Raw genomic sequence first — 18,417 nt, forward strand, 5'->3', positions numbered from 1 at the left:
CCCTTCTCTTCGAATTCGTCGATCAATCGAAATCAATGCGTTTGTTGAAATACCGATAGGAGATGTCCACGAGCAGGTTGACGAGCACGAACATGACCGAGAGCACCAGCACCGTAGCCTGCACGACCGGGAAATCCCTGCCCCTGATGGAATCGACCACATAACGGCCCATGCCATTGACCGCGAATACGGATTCGGTTAGCACGGCGCCGCCAAGCAGTCCGCCGAATTCGAGCCCGATGACGGTGATGACCGGAATCATTGCATTTTTCAGCGCGTGCCGGTAGATGATGACGCGTTCCCGAACGCCCTTCGCCCGCGCTGTGCGGATATAGTCCTGGCTGATCACCTCCAGCATGCTGGAGCGGGTCATCCGCGCAATGATCGCGGCACCGCCGGTCCCAAGGGTAATGACGGGCAGGACGGTCTGCGACCAGGTGCCCCAGCCGGAGGGACGGAACCAGCCGAGATCCACTGCAAAATATTGGATCAGCATCAGACCGAGCCAGAAATTCGGCATCGACAGCCCGAACAGGGCGATGAACATGACCCCGATGTCGGCGGGGGAGCTTTTCTTGACGGCGGAGATGATGCCGGCGAGGATGCCGAGAAACACGGCCAGAATCGTACTATACACGGCGAGCTCTAACGTAATCCAGAACCGGCTGGTGAAAATCTCATCGGCAATCGGCCGGCTGCTGCGGATCGAGTCGCCCAGATCCCCCTGAAGCAGCCCGCTGACATAGTTCCAATACTGAAGCGGCAGCGGATCGTTGAGTCCGAGATTTTCCCGGATCTGTTCGACTTGCTCTCTCGGCGCGCCTTCCCCGATGATGACCTGTGCCGCGTCCCCGGGAATGAGATGCATGAGCAGGAAGACGACAATCGTGACGCCGATGATCACGGGAATCGTCTGAATCAGTCTCCGAACGGAATACTTGAGCATGGCCCGGCAGCTCCCTTCATAATTTTTTTAATTTCGGGTCAAGGACGTCCCGCAGTCCGTCGCCCAGCAGATTGAAGGCAATGACGACAAGCACGATCGACAAGCCGGGGAACAAAGCGACATGCGGATGGTCGGTAATATAGTTGCGGCCGTCGTTCAGCATGGCCCCCCATTCCGGCGTGGGCGGCTGGGCCCCGAGCCCGAGGAAGGAGAGCCCGCTAGCCGTCAGAATAGCAACGGCAATCCGGAGCGTAGCCTGTACGATGATCGGCGACAGGATATTCGGCAGTATGTGGCCGAAAATAATCCGCCGGTCGCTGGCGCCGAGCGAGCGCATGGCATCAATGTACTCCAGCCGGCGTACGGCCAGGGTGGAGCCGCGCACCACCCTGGCGAACATGGGGATGGAGAAAATGCTGACGGCGATGATGACATTGAACAGATTTTTGCCAAGAACGCTTACGATCGCCAGGGCCAGCAGTATGCCGGGGAATGCGAGCATCACGTCGGTGATCCGCATGATGAACGTATCCCATTTGCCCCCGTAATACCCCGAAACAATCCCGAGCACGATTCCGAACGCGGCGCCGATGATGACGGAGACGAAGCCGACCGACAGCGTCAGACGCATGCCGTGAATGATGCGGGTGAAGATATCTCGTCCATTATGGTCCGTGCCGAACCAATGATCGGCCGACGGCTTCAGGAATTTGGCGGTATAGTCGATTTTGCTCGGGTCGTATTGGGTCAATAGCGGACCGATAATCGCAACGAGGATGACGAATAGGAGAAAGTAGCCTCCGAATAATGCCGCTTTATTCTTCCTCAACCGATAATAGAAAGATTTCCATCTAGTCCTGTGAGCCTCATGCAGGCCGGGTTGCTGTGTTGTTCTAGCATCAGCGGTCAGGTTATCCATGGGGAATCATCCTTTCTCCAAAATATGAATTTGAGAATTGCTGCTAACATGCGCATGCGGATGTTGGATTAATATCTAGCTGGTAACAGGAATATGCAATATAGCTGATGGAAAGTCGATCTTTGGATTTTTGCAAAATCCTCGTATAAATATCAAATAGTAAAATATATGTTAACTGTGCATGAAATATTTTCCTATTTATCGCAAGAAGGGGGAGGATGTTTACTATGACAGGTAACAAGAGGACAAAATGGTGGCTGATCTGCATGCTGGTCATCTTTACGTTGCTGCTGTCGGCCTGCGCAGGCGGCGGCAAGAGCGCTAACCCGGAGACGCCGCCAAGCGGCGGAACGACAACGCCATCCGGGACGGACAACAAGGACCCCGGCACGGACACCGGCAAGGATACCGGGGAGGCTGCAGCTAATGAGCTTGTGATAGCCTGGCTTTCGGATCCGGCATCGATGGATCCCCACATGTCCACAGACCAGCAAAGCAGCATCGTGACATCGCATATCTATAACACGCTGCTGGTGCATGATAAAGACCTGAACTTCCAGCCGGGGCTTGCCGAGAGCTGGGAGGCTGTCGATGAATTAACGTGGGAGTTCAAGCTGAGACAAGGCGTGAAATTTACGGACGGATCGCCTTTTAATGCCGAAGTGGTGAAGGCCAATCTGGATCGTATGCAGGATCCGAAGGTCGCATCGCCGCGGGCTTCGCTCGTCGCTATGATTAAAGAGGTCAAGGTCGTGGATGAACACACGGTTCAGCTTATAACCGAGTATCCTTACTCGCCGCTGCTCGCCCATCTCGCCCATCCGGCGGTCGGCATGATCAGCGCGGAGGCGATCAAGCTGGATTATGAGAAGGTCAATGCCGGCGAAAAGGCCGGTGCTTATCTCGCCCAAAATCCGGTCGGCACGGGGACCTTTAAGCTGGAGAGCTGGAATCCGGGCTCAGAGGTGAAGCTTGCGGCCAACCCGGACCACTGGGGAACCAAGGCGAAGGTGGACCGGGTGACGTTCAAGGTCGTCAGCGAAGAGGGGACGCGGATTGCGGAGCTGGAGACCGGATATGCCCATATCATCGATCCGGTATCGCCAAGCAGCATCAGCCGGATTGAGAGCAATGACGGAATGTCGCTGAATCGGCAATCGTCGTTAAGCTTGTCTTATATCGGGTTCAACAACAATAAGAAGCCGTTTAACGATATTCGCGTGCGGCAAGCCTTGACGATGGCCATCAATAAAGACGAAATTATGCAGGGCATTTACGAAGGAACGGGAATTCCGGCCGTCGGCCCGCTGGCCCCGGACGTGAACGGCTATGATCCGAGCGTGAAGCCGATTGAATACAATATGGATAAAGCGAAGGAGCTCCTGAAGGAGGCCGGCTATGAACAAGGCTTCTCGACGTCCATCTGGACGAACGACAATCCGGAACGGATCAAGATCGCGGAGTACGTCCAGTCCAAGCTGAAGGAATTGAACATCGACGTCAAAATCGAAGTGGTGGAGTGGGGGTCTTACCTCGCCCAAACGGCAGAGGGCAAGCATGATATGTTCGTGCTCGGTTGGTCCACGGTCACGGCCGATGCCGACTACGGAATGTATGAGCTGTTCCACTCGAAGAACGCCGGAGAGCCGGGCAACCGAACCTTTACCAATGACCCTGAATTGGATCAGCTGCTCGATGCCGGACGCAAGGAGAACGATCCGGAGAAACGCAAGGCGATCTATAAGCAGGCCCAGGAGAAGCTGGTCGAGCTCGCACCGATGCTCTACATTCACCACCAGGAGTATTTGAACGGCGTTAGCAGCAAGGTGCAAGGATTCTGGAGACACCCGAATGGCATAATGCAGCTGCACGATGTGTCCATTCAGCCCTAATGTGCAGGCATAAAAGGGTAATGGCGCGACGGGATTTCAATTTCTCGTAAGCAGTTCATTTTAGGGGGAGGCAGCCCGATCGGGCTGTCTTTCTCTCTTTGATATAGGATAGAGCACTGAGCACTCACCAGGGAAGATCCGCCCGGTTAACGATGCTGAGAAGAAGAGGCTGACGGGAGCATTTGAAAGAAAAATAATGTTTACGCCAATATATTTGTTGACACGTATATACACATTGGTGTATATTTCAATCATGAACACTTCAGCAATGCAATTAACCCTGTCTACGATCTCGGAACCGAACCGTTTTAACATTATCGAGCTATTAAAGCAAGGACCGCGTTCGGTAAGTGACCTCGTAGAGCTGCTTAACATCGGTCAGCCGCAAGTATCCCGGCATTTGCGGATCCTGAACGAAGCGGGATTGGTGAAGGTCCGCAAGAACGCGCAGCAGCGCATCTATAGTCTTGAAGCCCGTCCGTTCCAGGAACTGGACGAGTGGCTCAACTCCTTCAGCCGCCTGTGGGAAGAGAGACTCGACAATTTCGAAGACTATATGAGCGACTTGAACGGAAAGGAGAGTTAATTGATTTTTTTGCTAGATCTACAGGAAAGACTCTGCCGGGGCAGAGCCGAATAGACGGGAGGGATTCACATGGGCAGGAAGACAACCATTACGAAAGACAGAGAACAGCGAAAGCTGACGGTGGAACGCATCGTTTCCATCCCCCTGAAGCTGTCCTGGGAAGGCTGGACCAAGCCTGAGCACATCGAACGCTGGTGGGGGCCGAGGAACTGGACCGCCACGGTGTACGAAATGGATGTAAGACCGGGCGGCGCTTGGCGCTACCGGATTGCGCCCGATACGGCCGGTGAGGGAGATACGGCATTCTGCAAGGCGATTTATACCGAAGTGGTGGAATGGTCGAGGCTTGTTTACAATGATACATTTACAGACTCGCAGTGGAAATCCGTCGAGGGAAGCGATATGCTGACGTCCGTCACATTCGACGAGGCAAGGGGTGGGACAAGGCTGAGCATTATCACTCAGTTTGCAAGCGCAGAGGACCTGGATCAGGCAGAGCCCATGGGCATGGTGGAAGGATACCAGGAGACGCTGGAAAGATTCGAGCATCAAATGCAGTACATATTGAATCAACCATAACAAGGAGGAATTGGGATGAGCCATGTGATTTCGAAAGACGGAACACGGATTTATTATGAGAAAAAGGGTACGGGACCGGCAATCGTGCTTGTGTCCTCCGCCGCTGCGGATCACAACGATGGATCGCGCCTTGGTGAGCTGTTGTCCGAGCATTTCACCGTCTATAATTATGACCGGAGAGGGCGCGGCGACAGCGCGGATACGGCTCCATATGCAGTTGAACGCGAGATCGAAGACCTGGAAGCCCTTATTCAGGAGGCGGGCGGCAGCGCCTATTTATTCGGGAGCTCATCGGGGGCCGTTCTGGCTCTGGATGCAGCCAGCAGCCTCGGCAGCGGTAAAGTTAGCAAGCTGTTTCTATACGAGCCGCCTTTTATCGTTGACGACAGCCGCGTACCCGTACCGACGGAATACGTGCAGCATCTAAATACATTGATGGCCGGCAACCAGCGTAGCGAAGCGGTAGAATATTACATGACTGCAGCGCTGGGGATTCCCGGGGAATACCTGGAATTTATGAAAGCAGATCCATCCTGGAAGGCGATGGAAGGTTTGGCGCATACGCTGGCCTATGACGGTATGATTATGGGAAATACGCAATCCGGTCAACCGCTGCCGAAGGATCGGTGGGAGGTCAATGCACCGGTTATGGTGATGACGGGCGAGAACAGCGGGGCTTTATTCCATAATGCTGCCAGCGCTTTGGCCGACTTGCTCCCGCAATGCGAGCATCGCATGCTTCCGGGACAAGACCATTCGGCTGTGGTCATGGCACCGGACGTGCTGGCTTCCGAGATCGTGGGTTATCTGCAGCCTTCGGCGGACCACATATCGAGATAAAGGGCTTGTCGTTTAAAAGAACCGTGGCTTACAGGCCGCGGTTTTTTGATGTAGTTTCCGATTGAAATCTTCATTCGAGCTTCTAAAAAAACAGCTTCCTAGCTCCATCATGGGCGGCCTCCTTTTTACTTGATGAAAAGGGGTTTTCGGTCTGGGAAAATATTATGACTGGGGGGAAGGTTTCAGCAAAAAAATTCGTCCACCCAAAACAAGTAAATTTTATTAAAAATAAAACCATGTTATATTAAAATTACATAGCGTTTGGAGGGGGACTGGAATCATGAGTAGTTTAAAGGAAATTGCCAAGCTCGCGGAGGTCTCGGTTTCGACGGTATCCAATGTGCTCAACGGACGGAAGAACGTTGGCAAGGACACCCGGGAACGGGTGCTTCGGATCTGCTCGGAGCAAGGTTATTTTCCGAACAAGGCGGCCAAATCCGATCACAGCAACACGATCATCTTTGTATTCAGCGATTTCGACCGCGACTATTATTTGAAAATTATTAAGGGCATAAGCCACTGCCTGACGGAGAACGGCTATGATCTGATCATCTGCACCAGCAAATCGAGCGCGAACTTCATGCGCAGCAAATTTGCAAGCGGTACCATAAGCCTGGATCGGCATATGACGGACGATTATTTAATCTCCGTGGCGACCCCTCAATTCCCTGTCGTGCTCATGGACCGGATTATCGATAATGCATTTGCCAATACCAAAAGCGTCCTTGTCGACAATTATCCGGTGATGTGCGATATGGTGCAGGCGTTGGTGGATAAGGGGTTCCGCAGCTTCGGGTTTATGGGCGGTCTCGAGTTTACGCTTGACCATAAAGAGAGGTACGCCGGATTCGTCGATACGCTGGAGAAGAATGGGATCCTCTTTGACCGCCGCAACTACTTCCATGGGGACTACAGCGAAGAGAGCGGATATCAGGCAGCCAAAATTCTGATTCTCGGGAACTCGCTTCCGGAAGTGCTGGTATGCGCGAATGATAATATGGCGCTTGGGGCGATCAAGGCTTTCGAGGAGAACGGGCTCCGCGTGCCGGAGGATATTTCCGTTACCGGCTTTGACAACTCGGACGCGGCGGCCATGGCAGGCCTGACGACGATTGCGATCCCGCGTTATGAGAGCGGTTATTTGGCCGCCAAGGAGCTGCTCGGCATGATTAAGGGGACGACTGGCAAGGAGCCTTTTAAATTAAGTGCCACCATTCAGTGGAGAAAGACCGTTAAATAAAGTTTTACGAACTATTCTAGTAAAAAGTGATATATTTTACTAAATATTTTACTTAATATTTTATGAAAACGTGTACATTTTTTATTGACATGAGCGCATAACAGGCCTATGATTGGGTTGTAAACGTTTTACTTTATTGAGTCCTTACGGGGGAGGCGTGTCACTTGAAAAAAGTAAAAAAAGTATTAAGCGTACTGACTGCAACGGCTTTGGTGGCCTCATTGGCGGCCTGCGGCGGCACTTCCGGTACAGCCGACAAAGATTCGGGAGCAGCATCCGGAGGAGACAAACTAAAGAAAATTACACTCTTCCAATCGAAGGTTGAAATTACGGAGCCTCTTGAAGCACTGGTTAAGACCTATAAAGAAGAAACCGGCAATGAGGTTGAAGTATGGGGAGCAGCCGGCGATGCTTATTCGCAGCAGCTGGTAGCGAAGCTTGGCAGCAATCAAGGCCCTACGATTTTCAGCGTAGCGCCGGGACCTGAATCGGAGAAATTGAAATCTTACTTTACGGACTTGAGCGGTGAGGAATACGTCAAAAATATCGCGCCTGACATGGAGCTGAAGGTGGAAGACAAGACGGTTGGCGTTCCTTACGGCGTTGAAGGCTTCGGCCTCGTGTACAACAAGGATCTCGTCGATCCGGCAAACGTGAAGGACCTGGATTCGTTCACGAAGCTGCTGGAGCAGATGAAGGCAGAAGGCAAGAACGGGCTGAGCCTGTCGCAGGAAGCTTACTTTCTGATCGGGCATATCCTGAATACGCCGTTCGCGCTTCAGTCCGATCCGCTGGCCTTTATCGACCAGCTGAACAAAGGCGAAGTGAAGATGGCGGATACGAAGGAATTCCAGGAATGGGCGAAATTCATGGACGCGATCAAAGCCAATGCCAAAAACCCGATGGAAGTGAAGTACGACAGCCAAATGGGTGACTTTGCAACAGGCAAAACGGCGATGGTTCACCAAGGCAACTGGAGCTATTCCATGCTCGCCGATTTCGGGGATATGGATTCGAAGATCGGCATGATGCCGTTCCCGCTGGCAGGCAACGACAAACTTGCGGTCGGGGTTGCGAGCTACTGGGTGATCAACAACCAGGCCGATGCGGACGAAGTGAAAGCAGCCAACGCATTCTTGAACTGGCTCTTCACCAGCGATACCGGTAAAAAAGCGATCGTCGACGACTTCAAGTTCATTCCGGCGCTGACCAACATCGAGGCAGGCAACCTGGACCCGTTGTCCCAGGCCGTGCATGAAGCGACGAACAGCGGCCAGACGATCCCTTGGGCGCTGAACTACTTCCCGTCCGGCATCATTACGAACGACTTGGCGCCGGCTACTCAGGAATTCTTCATGAACAAGGATATGACAGGCGAGCAATTCCTGCAGAAGCTGGATGAGGTGTGGGCGAAAGCCTCGAAATAAGGGATACAGCAAGCGCTCGTGAACGAGCGGTGATCTAAACAATTTCATCATAACGAAAGCCTAGCCTCTGACGTTCCGAATTGACTCTGAGCGTTAGGCTTTTGTTTTTTCAAGATCGAAGTAGCGGGTAACGAACATCATCTAATCCCACCAGCATTCTTAGCATAGCGGCATCGGAGGGGGCCAGAAACGTCCCCGACCGGGCTCGTTTAAACGAAAAACACAGCAATTGCAAGTATCAAGGTGATGCCTTACCACGGGGATCATCCGGGACAGAAAGAAGGTATGGATTATGAGCAAAGGAAAGGACAAAGCCTGGTTTGCCCTGTTCACGGTACCGCTTTTGTTTATTTTCACGACCGTGGTCATCATCCCGTTCATCATCGGGATTTATTACTCCTTCGTCCAGTGGGACGGAATTCCGGCCAATCCGAAAGTATTTGTGGGCATGGACAATTATGTCCAGATCTTCCAGGACGAACGCTTCCTGTCATCGGCTTGGCACACCGTGCAGTTTACGCTGCTGGCGCTGGTATGCGTCAATATCCTGGGCCTGGGATTCGCGCTGCTAGTGACGACCAAGCTTCGCTCGCGTAATGCCGCACGGACGATGTTCTTTATGCCGAACCTGATCGGCGGCCTTATTCTCGGTTATATTTGGCAGTTCATTTTCACCGATGCCTTTAGCTTCCTTGGGGAGAAAACCGGGCTCGGCAGCATCTTCTTCAACTGGCTCCTGCATCCGCAGTTCTCGCTGTATGCGATCGTTGTCGTATTTACCTGGCAGCTGGCCGGCTATACCATGATCATCTACATTGCCGGCATCCAGGGGATCCCGGATGAATTGATGGAAGCGGCCAAAGTCGACGGCGCGAGCCTGTGGCAGCGGCTGAAGAACATCGTCTTCCCGCTCCTGATGCCATCGTTCACGATCTGTCTGTTCCTGACCCTGTCGGGCGCATTCAAAATCTACGACGTGAACCTGTCCCTGACCAAGGGCGGTCCGAATAACGCGACCGAGATGTTTGCGATGAATATTTTCAATGAAATATTCGCTTACGGCAATTACGGCATAGGCCAGGCGAAAGCGATCATCTTCTTCCTGATCGTAGCCGGACTTACCTTGACCCAAGTGATCATTACGAAGAGAAGAGAGGTGCAGATGTGATGAGGAAAACAGGCAAATGGCTGCTCGATATTGTGCTGCTTCTCTTCGCGATCGTCTTCCTGTCTCCTGTCTTCATCATGCTGATCAACTCGTTCAAGGACCGTGCGGAGCTGTATGAGAACGCGCTTGCGTTTCCGTCATCCTTCAGCTTCGAGTATTACAAGTCGGCGATGGAGAAGATGAATTTCTTTACGGCGCTTGGCAACTCGCTCTACGTGACGGTCGTCTCAGTGATTCTTGTCATCGTGCTGGCTTCCATGACGGCATGGATGCTGGTGCGGACGGATAACAAGCTGAGCAAAATCATTTTCTTCACGTTCGTGGCGACGATGCTCATTCCGTTCCAGACGCTGATGATGCCGCTCATGCAGGTCATGGACTGGATTCGCAGCAATCTGCATATTCCGATGCTGAACACGCATGAGGGCTTGATCTATATGAATGTCGGTTTTACCTCGAGCATGGCGGTCTTCCTATACCATGGCTTTATCAAGTCGGTACCGGTCGCTCTGGAAGAGGCCGCGACGCTGGACGGCTGCTCCAAGCTGGGCGTATTCTGGAGAATCGTATTTCCGCTGCTGAAGAACATCACCGTAACGGTAGCGATTTTGAACGTGATCTCCCTGTGGAATGACTATCTGCTGCCGTCCCTGACGCTGTCGGATAAAGGGCTGCGGACGATTCCGCTTTCGACGTTCTACTTCTTCGGGGAATTCACGATCGTATGGAACCAGGCGATGGCCGGCCTGACCTTAACGATTATCCCGGTGGTCATCTTCTATATTTTTGCGCAAAAGTATATCATCAAAGGGATTGCTGCAGGTGCGGTAAAATGAGGCGGATCATTACCAGAGCGGATGATCTGGGCTCGAGCCGTTCGGCCAATCTGGCGATTGCAAGAACCGTAAACGCCGGATTTATCAAAAACGTATCCGTTATGGCGCCGGGGCCGTATGTGGCGGAAGCTGCCGAGCTGCTGGCCCGCCGCGATGACATATGCTTCGGATTCCACATGACGCTGAATGCGGAGTGGGACCGCATCAGATGGGGACCTGTTTCGGCGAAGGAACAGGTTCCTTCGCTTGTGGACCCAAGCGGATATTTCTATCAGGATCCGTCGATGTTCCAGCAATCTCCTCCGGCCTTGGAGGAGATTGTGGCCGAGTGCAGCGCGCAGCTGGATAAGCTGACGGCGCTAGGCTTTCGCATAACGTATGCGGATTCGCATATGATGCCGGAGCGCTTCGTCCCCGGGCTTCAGGAAGAGCTGGACCGCTGGATCGCAAGCAAAGGACTGATCAATCACCGGTATTACTATAACTTTTTCCCTGACGGCGTTCCATCTTCCATCCCGCAATTCGAGGCTGTGCTCAGCAGGCTCACAGACGAGCAATATTTCTTTCTGTCCCATCCGGCACTTTATTCGGAGGAGATGACGCAATGCGGCAACGCCCGGGTCGACGGCGAAGAGCTTGCGCGCGGGCGTAATGCCGAGGCTGCCTTTCTGATGCAGGAGAACTTGATCGAGATCAGCGAGCGCCATGGCTTTCGACCGGTTCGATATGATGAAGCGGTTTCAGGATCTGGTGTATAATGGTTCTGACAGGATGATCGATTACTTGCAATATACAGGGAGAGGCGGATTCTTATGAGTATGGACACGGTTCAATCATTGTCAAGAAGCACCCCCGAACGCCAAGGCATTTCCTCGCGGGCGATCGAGCGCTTTATCGGTTCGGTCCAGGATCAAGGGCTAGAGCTGCACAGCTTTATGCTGCTTCGCCGCGGCCATGTCATTGCGGAAGGCTGGTGGGATCCGTACGGGCCCGAGCTTCCGCACATGCTGTTCTCGTTAAGCAAGAGCTTTACCTCGACTGCGATCGGACTCCTCGCAGAGGAAGGCCGCATCGCCTTGACGGATCCAGTGATCGGCTTCTTTCCGGAATATGCGCCGGAGGCTCCATCTGAAAATCTGGCGGCGATGACTGTGCGGGATTTGCTCGTGATGGGGACCGGCCATGCGGCGGAACCGGCGCTGGAATCCGAGGACTGGGTAGCCGACTTCTTCAAGCAGCCCGTAGAGCATGAGCCGGGAACCCACTTCGTGTACAACAGCGCGGCGACGTATATGCTCTCGGCGATCCTGCAGAAGATTACCGGCAAGACGCTGCTGGAGTATTTGGAGCCCCGGCTCTTCGAACCGCTCGCCATTCACGGAGCCACATGGGAGAGTTGTCCGCGGGGCATCAATGCCGGCGGCTGGGGACTCAAGCTGAAGACGGAGGATATTGCGAAATTCGGTCAGCTGTATCTGCAGAAGGGCGTTTGGGGAGACAAGCGCCTCATTCCGGAGGCGTGGGTCCTCGAAGCGACGTCGAAGCAGATTTCGAACGGGCCGGCAGACGGCTCCTCCGATTGGACGGAAGGATACGGCTACCAGTTCTGGAGATGCCGGCACGGTGCCTATCGCGGCGATGGCGCATTCGGCCAATACTGCATCGTTCACCCCGAGCTGGAGGCGGTTATCGCCATCACCTCGGGCTTGAATGATATGCAGGCCGTCCTGAACAGCGTATGGGAGCATCTGTTGCCGGCCTTTGAGCCGGAGGCTTTACCGGAGAATGAAGGGGCGGCGGTCTCGCTCACCGAAACGCTTGGAGCGCTGAACGTGCAGCCGCCGAAACTCGCGGCCTCTTCCACGCGGGAGCAGGATGTTTCCGGAATCGTGTTCGAGCTCGAGGAGAATGAGCAGAAGCTTCGTACCTTCTGCGTTCGTTTCTCGGAGGAAGAAGCCTTGCTGGAGATCGAAGCGCACTACGGCCTCGAATCGCTCACGCTTGGCCGGAACGCATGGGCGGAAGGCACGACGAGACTGTTCCGGATGGAGGAGGGCAAGGTATGCTCCTCCATGACATGGAATGACAACGGCAATCTCGTGATCACGCTTCGAGCGGTCGAGACGCCGTTCTGCCTGACCGTGGAGGCTGACTTTACAGAAGACGGGCTTCATTTGGCCCAATCGGTCAACGTATCCTTTGGAGACCCGAGGCTGAAGCCGATTACGGGTCAGGCAAGGGAAGGGCAGTAATGAGAGAGCAATAATAGAGCGGTAATTAGGGGATTAATAGCAGTAATGGGCAGCAATAGGGCAAGACCTTGTGCAAACGGTCGGATGCGCGCATGAACCATCAAGGACCAATAATAGCTTGAACAGTAGTTCGTTTAGCAGATAAAAGACGCTCGGGAAAATTTCCGGGCGTCTTTTGTCGTATACTCTTGGGTTAGAACGGTGAGGGAAGTCTTGCTTCACAGGAAATGCTAAATTGTTTAATACCGGTCACGGTCACATATCAGTTTTAAATAAATTTAAGATTGAACATAACATAATTAATCCGCCTAGCTTTTCTTTTATTATCACATAATTAAGTAAACACCGTTGAAAAATCGATAACTAATTCTTGGTTGAGGTACGAGAGATGCTAATATGACTCTAAAAGTTCTTTGTCGGATATGAGAAAGGCAGACACTTTACGCTGGAAAATTTGCATGGCAACATCATGGCTTATAAAAAGAAAGGCACTTGCCGGGGGCAAGCGACCTTGTTGATATTATTAGTCCGTTTGAATTATATCCAGGTATTTATAGAAAGCAGGATTTATTTTATACCTAATAGGTTGACCCGTGCGTTCTGAGTGTCTAATAGCCAACTTATTAGTTATTTTTTCAGGGCGTCTTTCGTTGTAGTATTCAAAGGTATCATTACTAATTTCTAGTCCAAGAAATGTCATTTCACATAAAACTTGGATAACGAAATCAGTGTCCTCTGATGTATTAAGTTTAATACACTCTTCAACCTCAGGTTTACTTAGAATAGCGTTTCTACCAACAAATTCATATAATATTGCTTCTAAGTCAGGCACCCTTTTTCCATTCTCAGGGAAAAGGGACTGTAGAGCATATTCTGAGTATTTATATTCTGCTTTCTTGAAATCACTTTCCTCTACAATTCCATGACCGTTATTCACTGCTTCTTCAAGAGCGAGCTTAAACAAAAGTATAATATCGCGTGGTCGAGGAATAATCAAGTTTTTTACATATGCCTTAAGAGGAAGACCGTCTACAGTTTCGGTGAAATAGTCTCGCCAAAAAGTGCTAGGACTTGTGATTCCATTACTACTGAAACTTATTCTTTTTTCAATAACCTGAAATAATAATGTTGGATCTGACCAATTTAGATGTTTTGTAGCTATCTTATCTCTTTCAGGTGCGTGACTCATAATTCTAGAGAAGATATCGCTCCTTAGGAAAACAACTAGAGTCAAATTGACGCCGACATGTCTGTAATCATTTCGTTGAAATTCACCGGTGATTTTATGGACAACGCTCAACAAACCAAATAGAAGATCGCCTAAACTACTTAAATTGGCGCTATCATTCCAGCCTTTATCTAAATTGTCAATCAGTATCTTCACATTTTGTCTTTTGCGAAGAACTTTCCCTAAATGGGTCCTTAAATTTCCGAGCATACTTTTATGTAAGTATTCACTAATTTTTGTTCGTTGTTGTTCTACACTATCATAAGTATCTATAGCTTTGAGATCACTTACGATATTTTCTAATCTCAAGGTGAAATCAGCGTCAATAACCCGTTGATGATTAATAACAAATTGTATTAATTGCTTTTCGTCCTCGGTCTTCTCAATATGGAGAGGTTGTTTATTCAGATAATCATAATATTGACGAGCTATTTCAGTATAGATGAGGAACTTCCATATACTTTCAATAAAGTGTCCTTGTTCTGAACTATATGACATTTGATCCATGATTGATAGTACGCCTTCAAACTCATGACCTTGTGGTTGAATAACAACCACGAAATTCCTCTTATCTTCCAACATTTTGCTTCTCAGGTTTATTAAATTTGCTGTTTTCCCTGTTCCTTTTCGTCCAACAAAAAGTATTTGCTGGGCGATCAATGCTTCTCGAAATTCCGCAGTTTCAATAAAATAGTCAATTAAATCTTGATTTTCATTTTCGGCAACATAATCACCAAGCATAAAACTCGACAGTTTGTTAGCGGCTTTACGCTCTGTTTTATATTCCCTATGCTTTTCAAGCATATCACGGTATTCGGCTATAACAGGCTCCAACCATTCTCTTGCTATTTTTGCACAAATGTTGCTGTTTTTATGTTCTCTTAATTCATCGTGGTAATCCAGGGGCCGCTCAAATGGTGAATGGCAGAGAAGCAATGTTTTTTTTCCCATCCCTTTTGCTAGTCCAGCTATCAAAGCTTTTCTTGCTACATCATGAGGGGTTTCTTTTTCGCTTCCCAAAGTGTGAAAGTGTATGATCACACCAAATGCATTTGGTAAAACTTCCAAATACCAACTTAATGGTCGTCTCTCTTCAGAAGTATCATCGATTTTTGTGGGTATCTGAGTTTTACTAATCCGTTCATTTAATTCCGCAGATGCACTAGTAGCAGCCTCACACTTTAAATAAAGGAGGTGTCTTTCCAAATTTCCATCTGGAATGGGAATGTTGGGTTCGGTATTTAAATAGGGTAACTCACTAAAAAATTTATTTTGTAGTTCTTTGGAATTTTGGTACCCCGTATAACCTATGGTTGAAAGTAAAGATAAACTTTTGTAATTAACAGCAGCTCTTACATGGGTACTATTTAAGGTAATCCATACTTTTTTACCCAAACCGATAGCATATCCTAATTCGTACAGAACGTTATAATTAAGATAAGTAAGATCACACATAAATAGATCGCATGATTCAATACCCTTTAAAATTCCCTCAATTATGTATCTGCCGCTTATGGAGTAATCTTCCCAGGTGCTTATAGAAATTTCAGGAGTGGTTTTGTTTATTTCTTTTACAGCAGTTCTGATATCTTCTAATAAGTCTGGCTTCTGGCTTGAATAAGCATAGAATGCTTTTTCCATTGTCTGAATCTCCCTTTAATTGAATTTTCATCAACCATATCTATAATATAGTATGTACTCTCAAATATTCATACCTCTAGTAGTAATTCTAGTGAAAAATACAAATCCCCTTCTCTGATTTTAAACTCATACCAACCAAGCTCTTTAATTCTAAATTAACACAAATTCTATTGATATATGACCAAATACTAGGCAAGAGGGTGCTCTAAATCTTCGTAGTTGGAATGCTCCATGTATGGTAAGAGAAAATGGAAAATTCATAATTTACTAACCTTTTCTCGAAAAGTTTGAAGTTTACGGGAAGGCTATCCTTAGTCGTTACAGTATTCAGGAAACTCAGCCTTTTATCATGTTTTATTATGTTGCCAGACTCTGCAATCTGGCATAGCTCCCCCATTATTCCATCATTATTAATTACCGGTCGTTGTGATTTGAAAACGCCTAGCCCGTAATACATTAACAATAAAGTCCTAATATATCAGACTCTTAAAACTTTGATATGTTATAATAAAAAGATGGGAAAAATGAACAATTTTTCTTGCTATTTATATAGAACGGGTGAAGAAAATGGGTGGTAAAGAAGGGGCAAGAGGGTATCTGTATCAGTCTGTTGTGTCGGTTCTTAATTCATTGGTTGCAGAGGATTGGCTGTTTGTTCAAATCGAACCTGATACAGCAAACGATAAGGTTGATATTTCGTGGCTTTACGAAAATGATGAGCAAGAAGTCACGCAAGTCAAGTCTTCAATAAATAACTTTACGAAGCCAAACATCATTAGTTGGTTTGAAACGCTGTTTAAGGATGTGCCAAATGCAAAAGCGTTTAAGTTAATTCTAATTGGTACTTGTAGTGATCCAACGACCAAATTTATAAATAAATTGAACAAAAATAATTTTGACGTTGACGAGCTGAAAGGATTAACCACAATCAGCCCATATCTTGATAAATTGACCGTACAGTTAGAAAATTTTAATTTGGATTCAATGGAATCAAAAATTTATACGTCACTAAATAAATTTTTGTCGTATAAGGGGCTTACGGTTGGTCATCATTTGTTAGAAATGATGACTGGCGCAATCGTTTATCAATTTATAAAATTTTCGACTAATGGAAGCAGGGTTTCAAAAGTAGATTTTGAAAAGCAACTGTTGGAGTGGGTATATTTCAATTATCCAGAGATTAAGGGTGATTTGCCGTCAAATAAGCTGATTGTTGAGTTTTATCATTCAACGAAAGTGCCTTTCTCAAATACAATGCAGTCGTTTAATCTTCAATTGCTTAATACGAAGTGCATTGAAGAACGTAAGGAACAATTGAAGATGGTAATTGAAGAAATCAAAAGTATTCATATCCCACAAATAGAAAAAGAAATGGAAAAGAAAGCAGAAGTAGGTATAAAGCAGTTTGCATTAGAACTTCTTATTTCATCGGAATACTCAACAAAGAAACAGCAAGAAGTCCGTGACAAAACACAACGGCTTTTGGGTATTCTATTAAATGATGATTTCTTTTACGTGGGTAACTTGAAGGAGCAAAAGGTACGACTTCATACACTATTCTCTTCAAGTCCTGTACAACGAATTGGTGATGAGTTTGAAAGACAAAAGTTTGAAAAGCTAGAGGAATTTGATTATGAACTTGAAAAACTGAATTCATATGTACAGCAATTTGAGTTTCTTGAAGGCTTTTTAGCTATACCTCTCGTTTTAAAGAACGAGGGAAAGCAATATGATGAAAAAATAAAGGTCTTAATTAAACTACCTAAGAATGTTGAGGTTCTGACTCCAGAAAAATATCAGCTACCTGAATATATTGTGCTAGAACAGTTCACAGGATACAACAGCATATTGGACCTATGCTTACGTCATCAGAAGGACAGCAAGGTAGAGGATAATATAAATAAATCTTTCATTCCGTATACGCTGCATCGAAATTTTTATGATATAGAAGACCGTATTAAACGTGATTATTCAGATTTTAAGTGGTATTTGCAGACGTTGCTTAATTTTGAAATTCACAATGAAGCAGATGGATTAGTATTGGAGTATCGTTTTGATGAGTTGAATCCTAAAGAGAATATTGCCTTCCCTTCGTATTTATTAGTCAAGGCGAATGAGTCCTTTGTGATCTATTATGAAATTACATCGAAAAATTCTCAGGATGTAACCACAGGAAAATTACACTATAAACTTAATTAATACCAATTTGATTTGATTACAACAAAATTAAAGAACGCAATGAAAGATACCCTGCGTTCCTTTTGTTGAAAGAACATAGGCATATCATTAGTGCATGGTTGAGTAAGTAGGAAAAGAGAAGTCAAGAGACTAGTGTTCCTTGCTGAGACGAATCGAAAAAATGACTGATTTGTGTTTTCCGAAAATAGCTATTGACTACGTCCAGAAGGAATAGCTCATCAAATTCTATTGAATTTTTATCATTTAGCTTTAGAATATTCAGTTATTCAATGCAATTTTCGGTATTAAGATGAACTAAGCAAAAAAAGCAATCCAATCTTTTTTGTTTACACCTAAGTAAATTGCAATGACGTCATGCACCAAACCAAATGATGAGAATATCCAACCTATAAGTGGCTAAGTCCAACGGGTTATTATTTTTGTTAAAATGATTACGGAAAAAATCTAAAAGGCAAAAAGGACAAGTTACGGAAAAGGGTACAAGTTCTTGTTCTCTGACAATAACATGATGGAGTTCTATTAAAACACTTTAAAGCACTTATTTCATAAAAGTTGTAGGATTCCTTGACACCACAGGAATTAATTTAGTGCCATACATCATATATACACTCTTTATTCTCATTTGACCTTACTGACGTCCTTCTTCTTTACCTAACTACAGAAA

14 protein-coding genes are annotated in these 18,417 nt (G+C 47.8%); 11 read left to right on the plus strand and 3 right to left on the minus strand.

From position 1 onward, the window contains the following. Nucleotides 1-22 precede the first annotated feature (22 nt). Nucleotides 23-946 carry an ABC transporter permease gene (locus NST08_RS01755; RefSeq protein WP_028404120.1) on the minus strand — a complete coding sequence of 308 codons (924 nt, stop codon included), beginning with the start codon at nt 944-946 and terminating at the stop codon, nt 23-25. Between the two features lie 16 nt (nt 947-962). Beyond that, nucleotides 963-1,865: a nickel transporter permease gene (gene nikC, locus NST08_RS01760; protein WP_007130692.1), complete on the minus strand. Its 903-nt coding sequence runs from the start codon at nt 1,863-1,865 to the stop codon at nt 963-965. A gap of 227 nt (nt 1,866-2,092) precedes the next feature. Here nikC and NST08_RS01765 point away from each other — a divergent pair, with 227 nt between their 5' ends. The 10 genes from NST08_RS01765 (at nt 2,093) to NST08_RS01810 (ending at nt 12,685) form a co-directional block, all read left to right on the plus strand. Beyond that, nucleotides 2,093-3,757: a glutathione ABC transporter substrate-binding protein gene (locus NST08_RS01765; RefSeq protein ID WP_341341379.1), complete on the plus strand. Its 1,665-nt coding sequence runs from the start codon at nt 2,093-2,095 to the stop codon at nt 3,755-3,757. Nucleotides 3,758-4,010: 253 nt separating this feature from the next. Further along, nucleotides 4,011-4,343 (plus strand): ArsR/SmtB family transcription factor, encoded by a 333-nt coding sequence (locus NST08_RS01770; RefSeq protein ID WP_341341380.1) that lies wholly within the window; start codon nt 4,011-4,013, stop codon nt 4,341-4,343. A gap of 69 nt (nt 4,344-4,412) precedes the next feature. Beyond that, nucleotides 4,413-4,922, plus strand: coding sequence for an SRPBCC family protein (locus tag NST08_RS01775; RefSeq protein WP_341341381.1), 510 nt, complete (start codon nt 4,413-4,415; stop codon nt 4,920-4,922). Between the two features lie 15 nt (nt 4,923-4,937). Further along, on the plus strand, nt 4,938-5,762 hold the full coding sequence (locus NST08_RS01780) for an alpha/beta fold hydrolase (RefSeq protein WP_341341382.1): 825 nt from the start codon (nt 4,938-4,940) through the stop codon (nt 5,760-5,762). Between the two features lie 280 nt (nt 5,763-6,042). After that, nucleotides 6,043-7,002, plus strand: coding sequence for a LacI family DNA-binding transcriptional regulator (locus tag NST08_RS01785; RefSeq protein ID WP_007130687.1), 960 nt, complete (start codon nt 6,043-6,045; stop codon nt 7,000-7,002). Nucleotides 7,003-7,166: 164 nt separating this feature from the next. After that, nucleotides 7,167-8,429, plus strand: a complete 1,263-nt coding sequence (locus tag NST08_RS01790; protein ID WP_341341383.1) for an ABC transporter substrate-binding protein — start codon at nt 7,167-7,169, stop codon at nt 8,427-8,429. A 292-nt stretch (nt 8,430-8,721) separates the two neighbouring features. Then, on the plus strand, nt 8,722-9,597 hold the full coding sequence (locus NST08_RS01795) for a carbohydrate ABC transporter permease (protein WP_341034553.1): 876 nt from the start codon (nt 8,722-8,724) through the stop codon (nt 9,595-9,597). After that, nucleotides 9,597-10,433: a carbohydrate ABC transporter permease gene (locus tag NST08_RS01800; protein WP_341342601.1), complete on the plus strand. Its 837-nt coding sequence runs from the start codon at nt 9,597-9,599 to the stop codon at nt 10,431-10,433. The genes NST08_RS01795 and NST08_RS01800 overlap by 1 nt, the downstream gene beginning before the upstream one ends. Beyond that, nucleotides 10,430-11,191 (plus strand): ChbG/HpnK family deacetylase, encoded by a 762-nt coding sequence (locus NST08_RS01805; protein ID WP_341341384.1) that lies wholly within the window; start codon nt 10,430-10,432, stop codon nt 11,189-11,191. Before NST08_RS01800 ends, NST08_RS01805 begins: the two co-directional genes overlap by 4 nt. Before the next feature lie 54 nt (nt 11,192-11,245). Next, nucleotides 11,246-12,685 (plus strand): serine hydrolase domain-containing protein, encoded by a 1,440-nt coding sequence (locus tag NST08_RS01810; protein ID WP_341341385.1) that lies wholly within the window; start codon nt 11,246-11,248, stop codon nt 12,683-12,685. Nucleotides 12,686-13,208: 523 nt separating this feature from the next. Here NST08_RS01810 and NST08_RS01815 read toward each other — a convergent pair. After that, entirely contained in the window at nt 13,209-15,554 is a 2,346-nt protein-coding gene (locus tag NST08_RS01815) for a P-loop ATPase, Sll1717 family (RefSeq protein ID WP_341341386.1), read from the minus strand. Nucleotides 15,555-16,121: 567 nt separating this feature from the next. Here NST08_RS01815 and NST08_RS01820 point away from each other — a divergent pair. Continuing rightward, nucleotides 16,122-17,753, plus strand: coding sequence for a hypothetical protein (locus tag NST08_RS01820; protein WP_341341387.1), 1,632 nt, complete (start codon nt 16,122-16,124; stop codon nt 17,751-17,753). Nucleotides 17,754-18,417 lie beyond the last annotated feature (664 nt).

This window comes from Paenibacillus sp. FSL K6-1566 (genome assembly GCF_038050475.1).
Taxonomy (GTDB): domain Bacteria; phylum Bacillota; class Bacilli; order Paenibacillales; family Paenibacillaceae; genus Paenibacillus_AQ; species Paenibacillus_AQ lactis.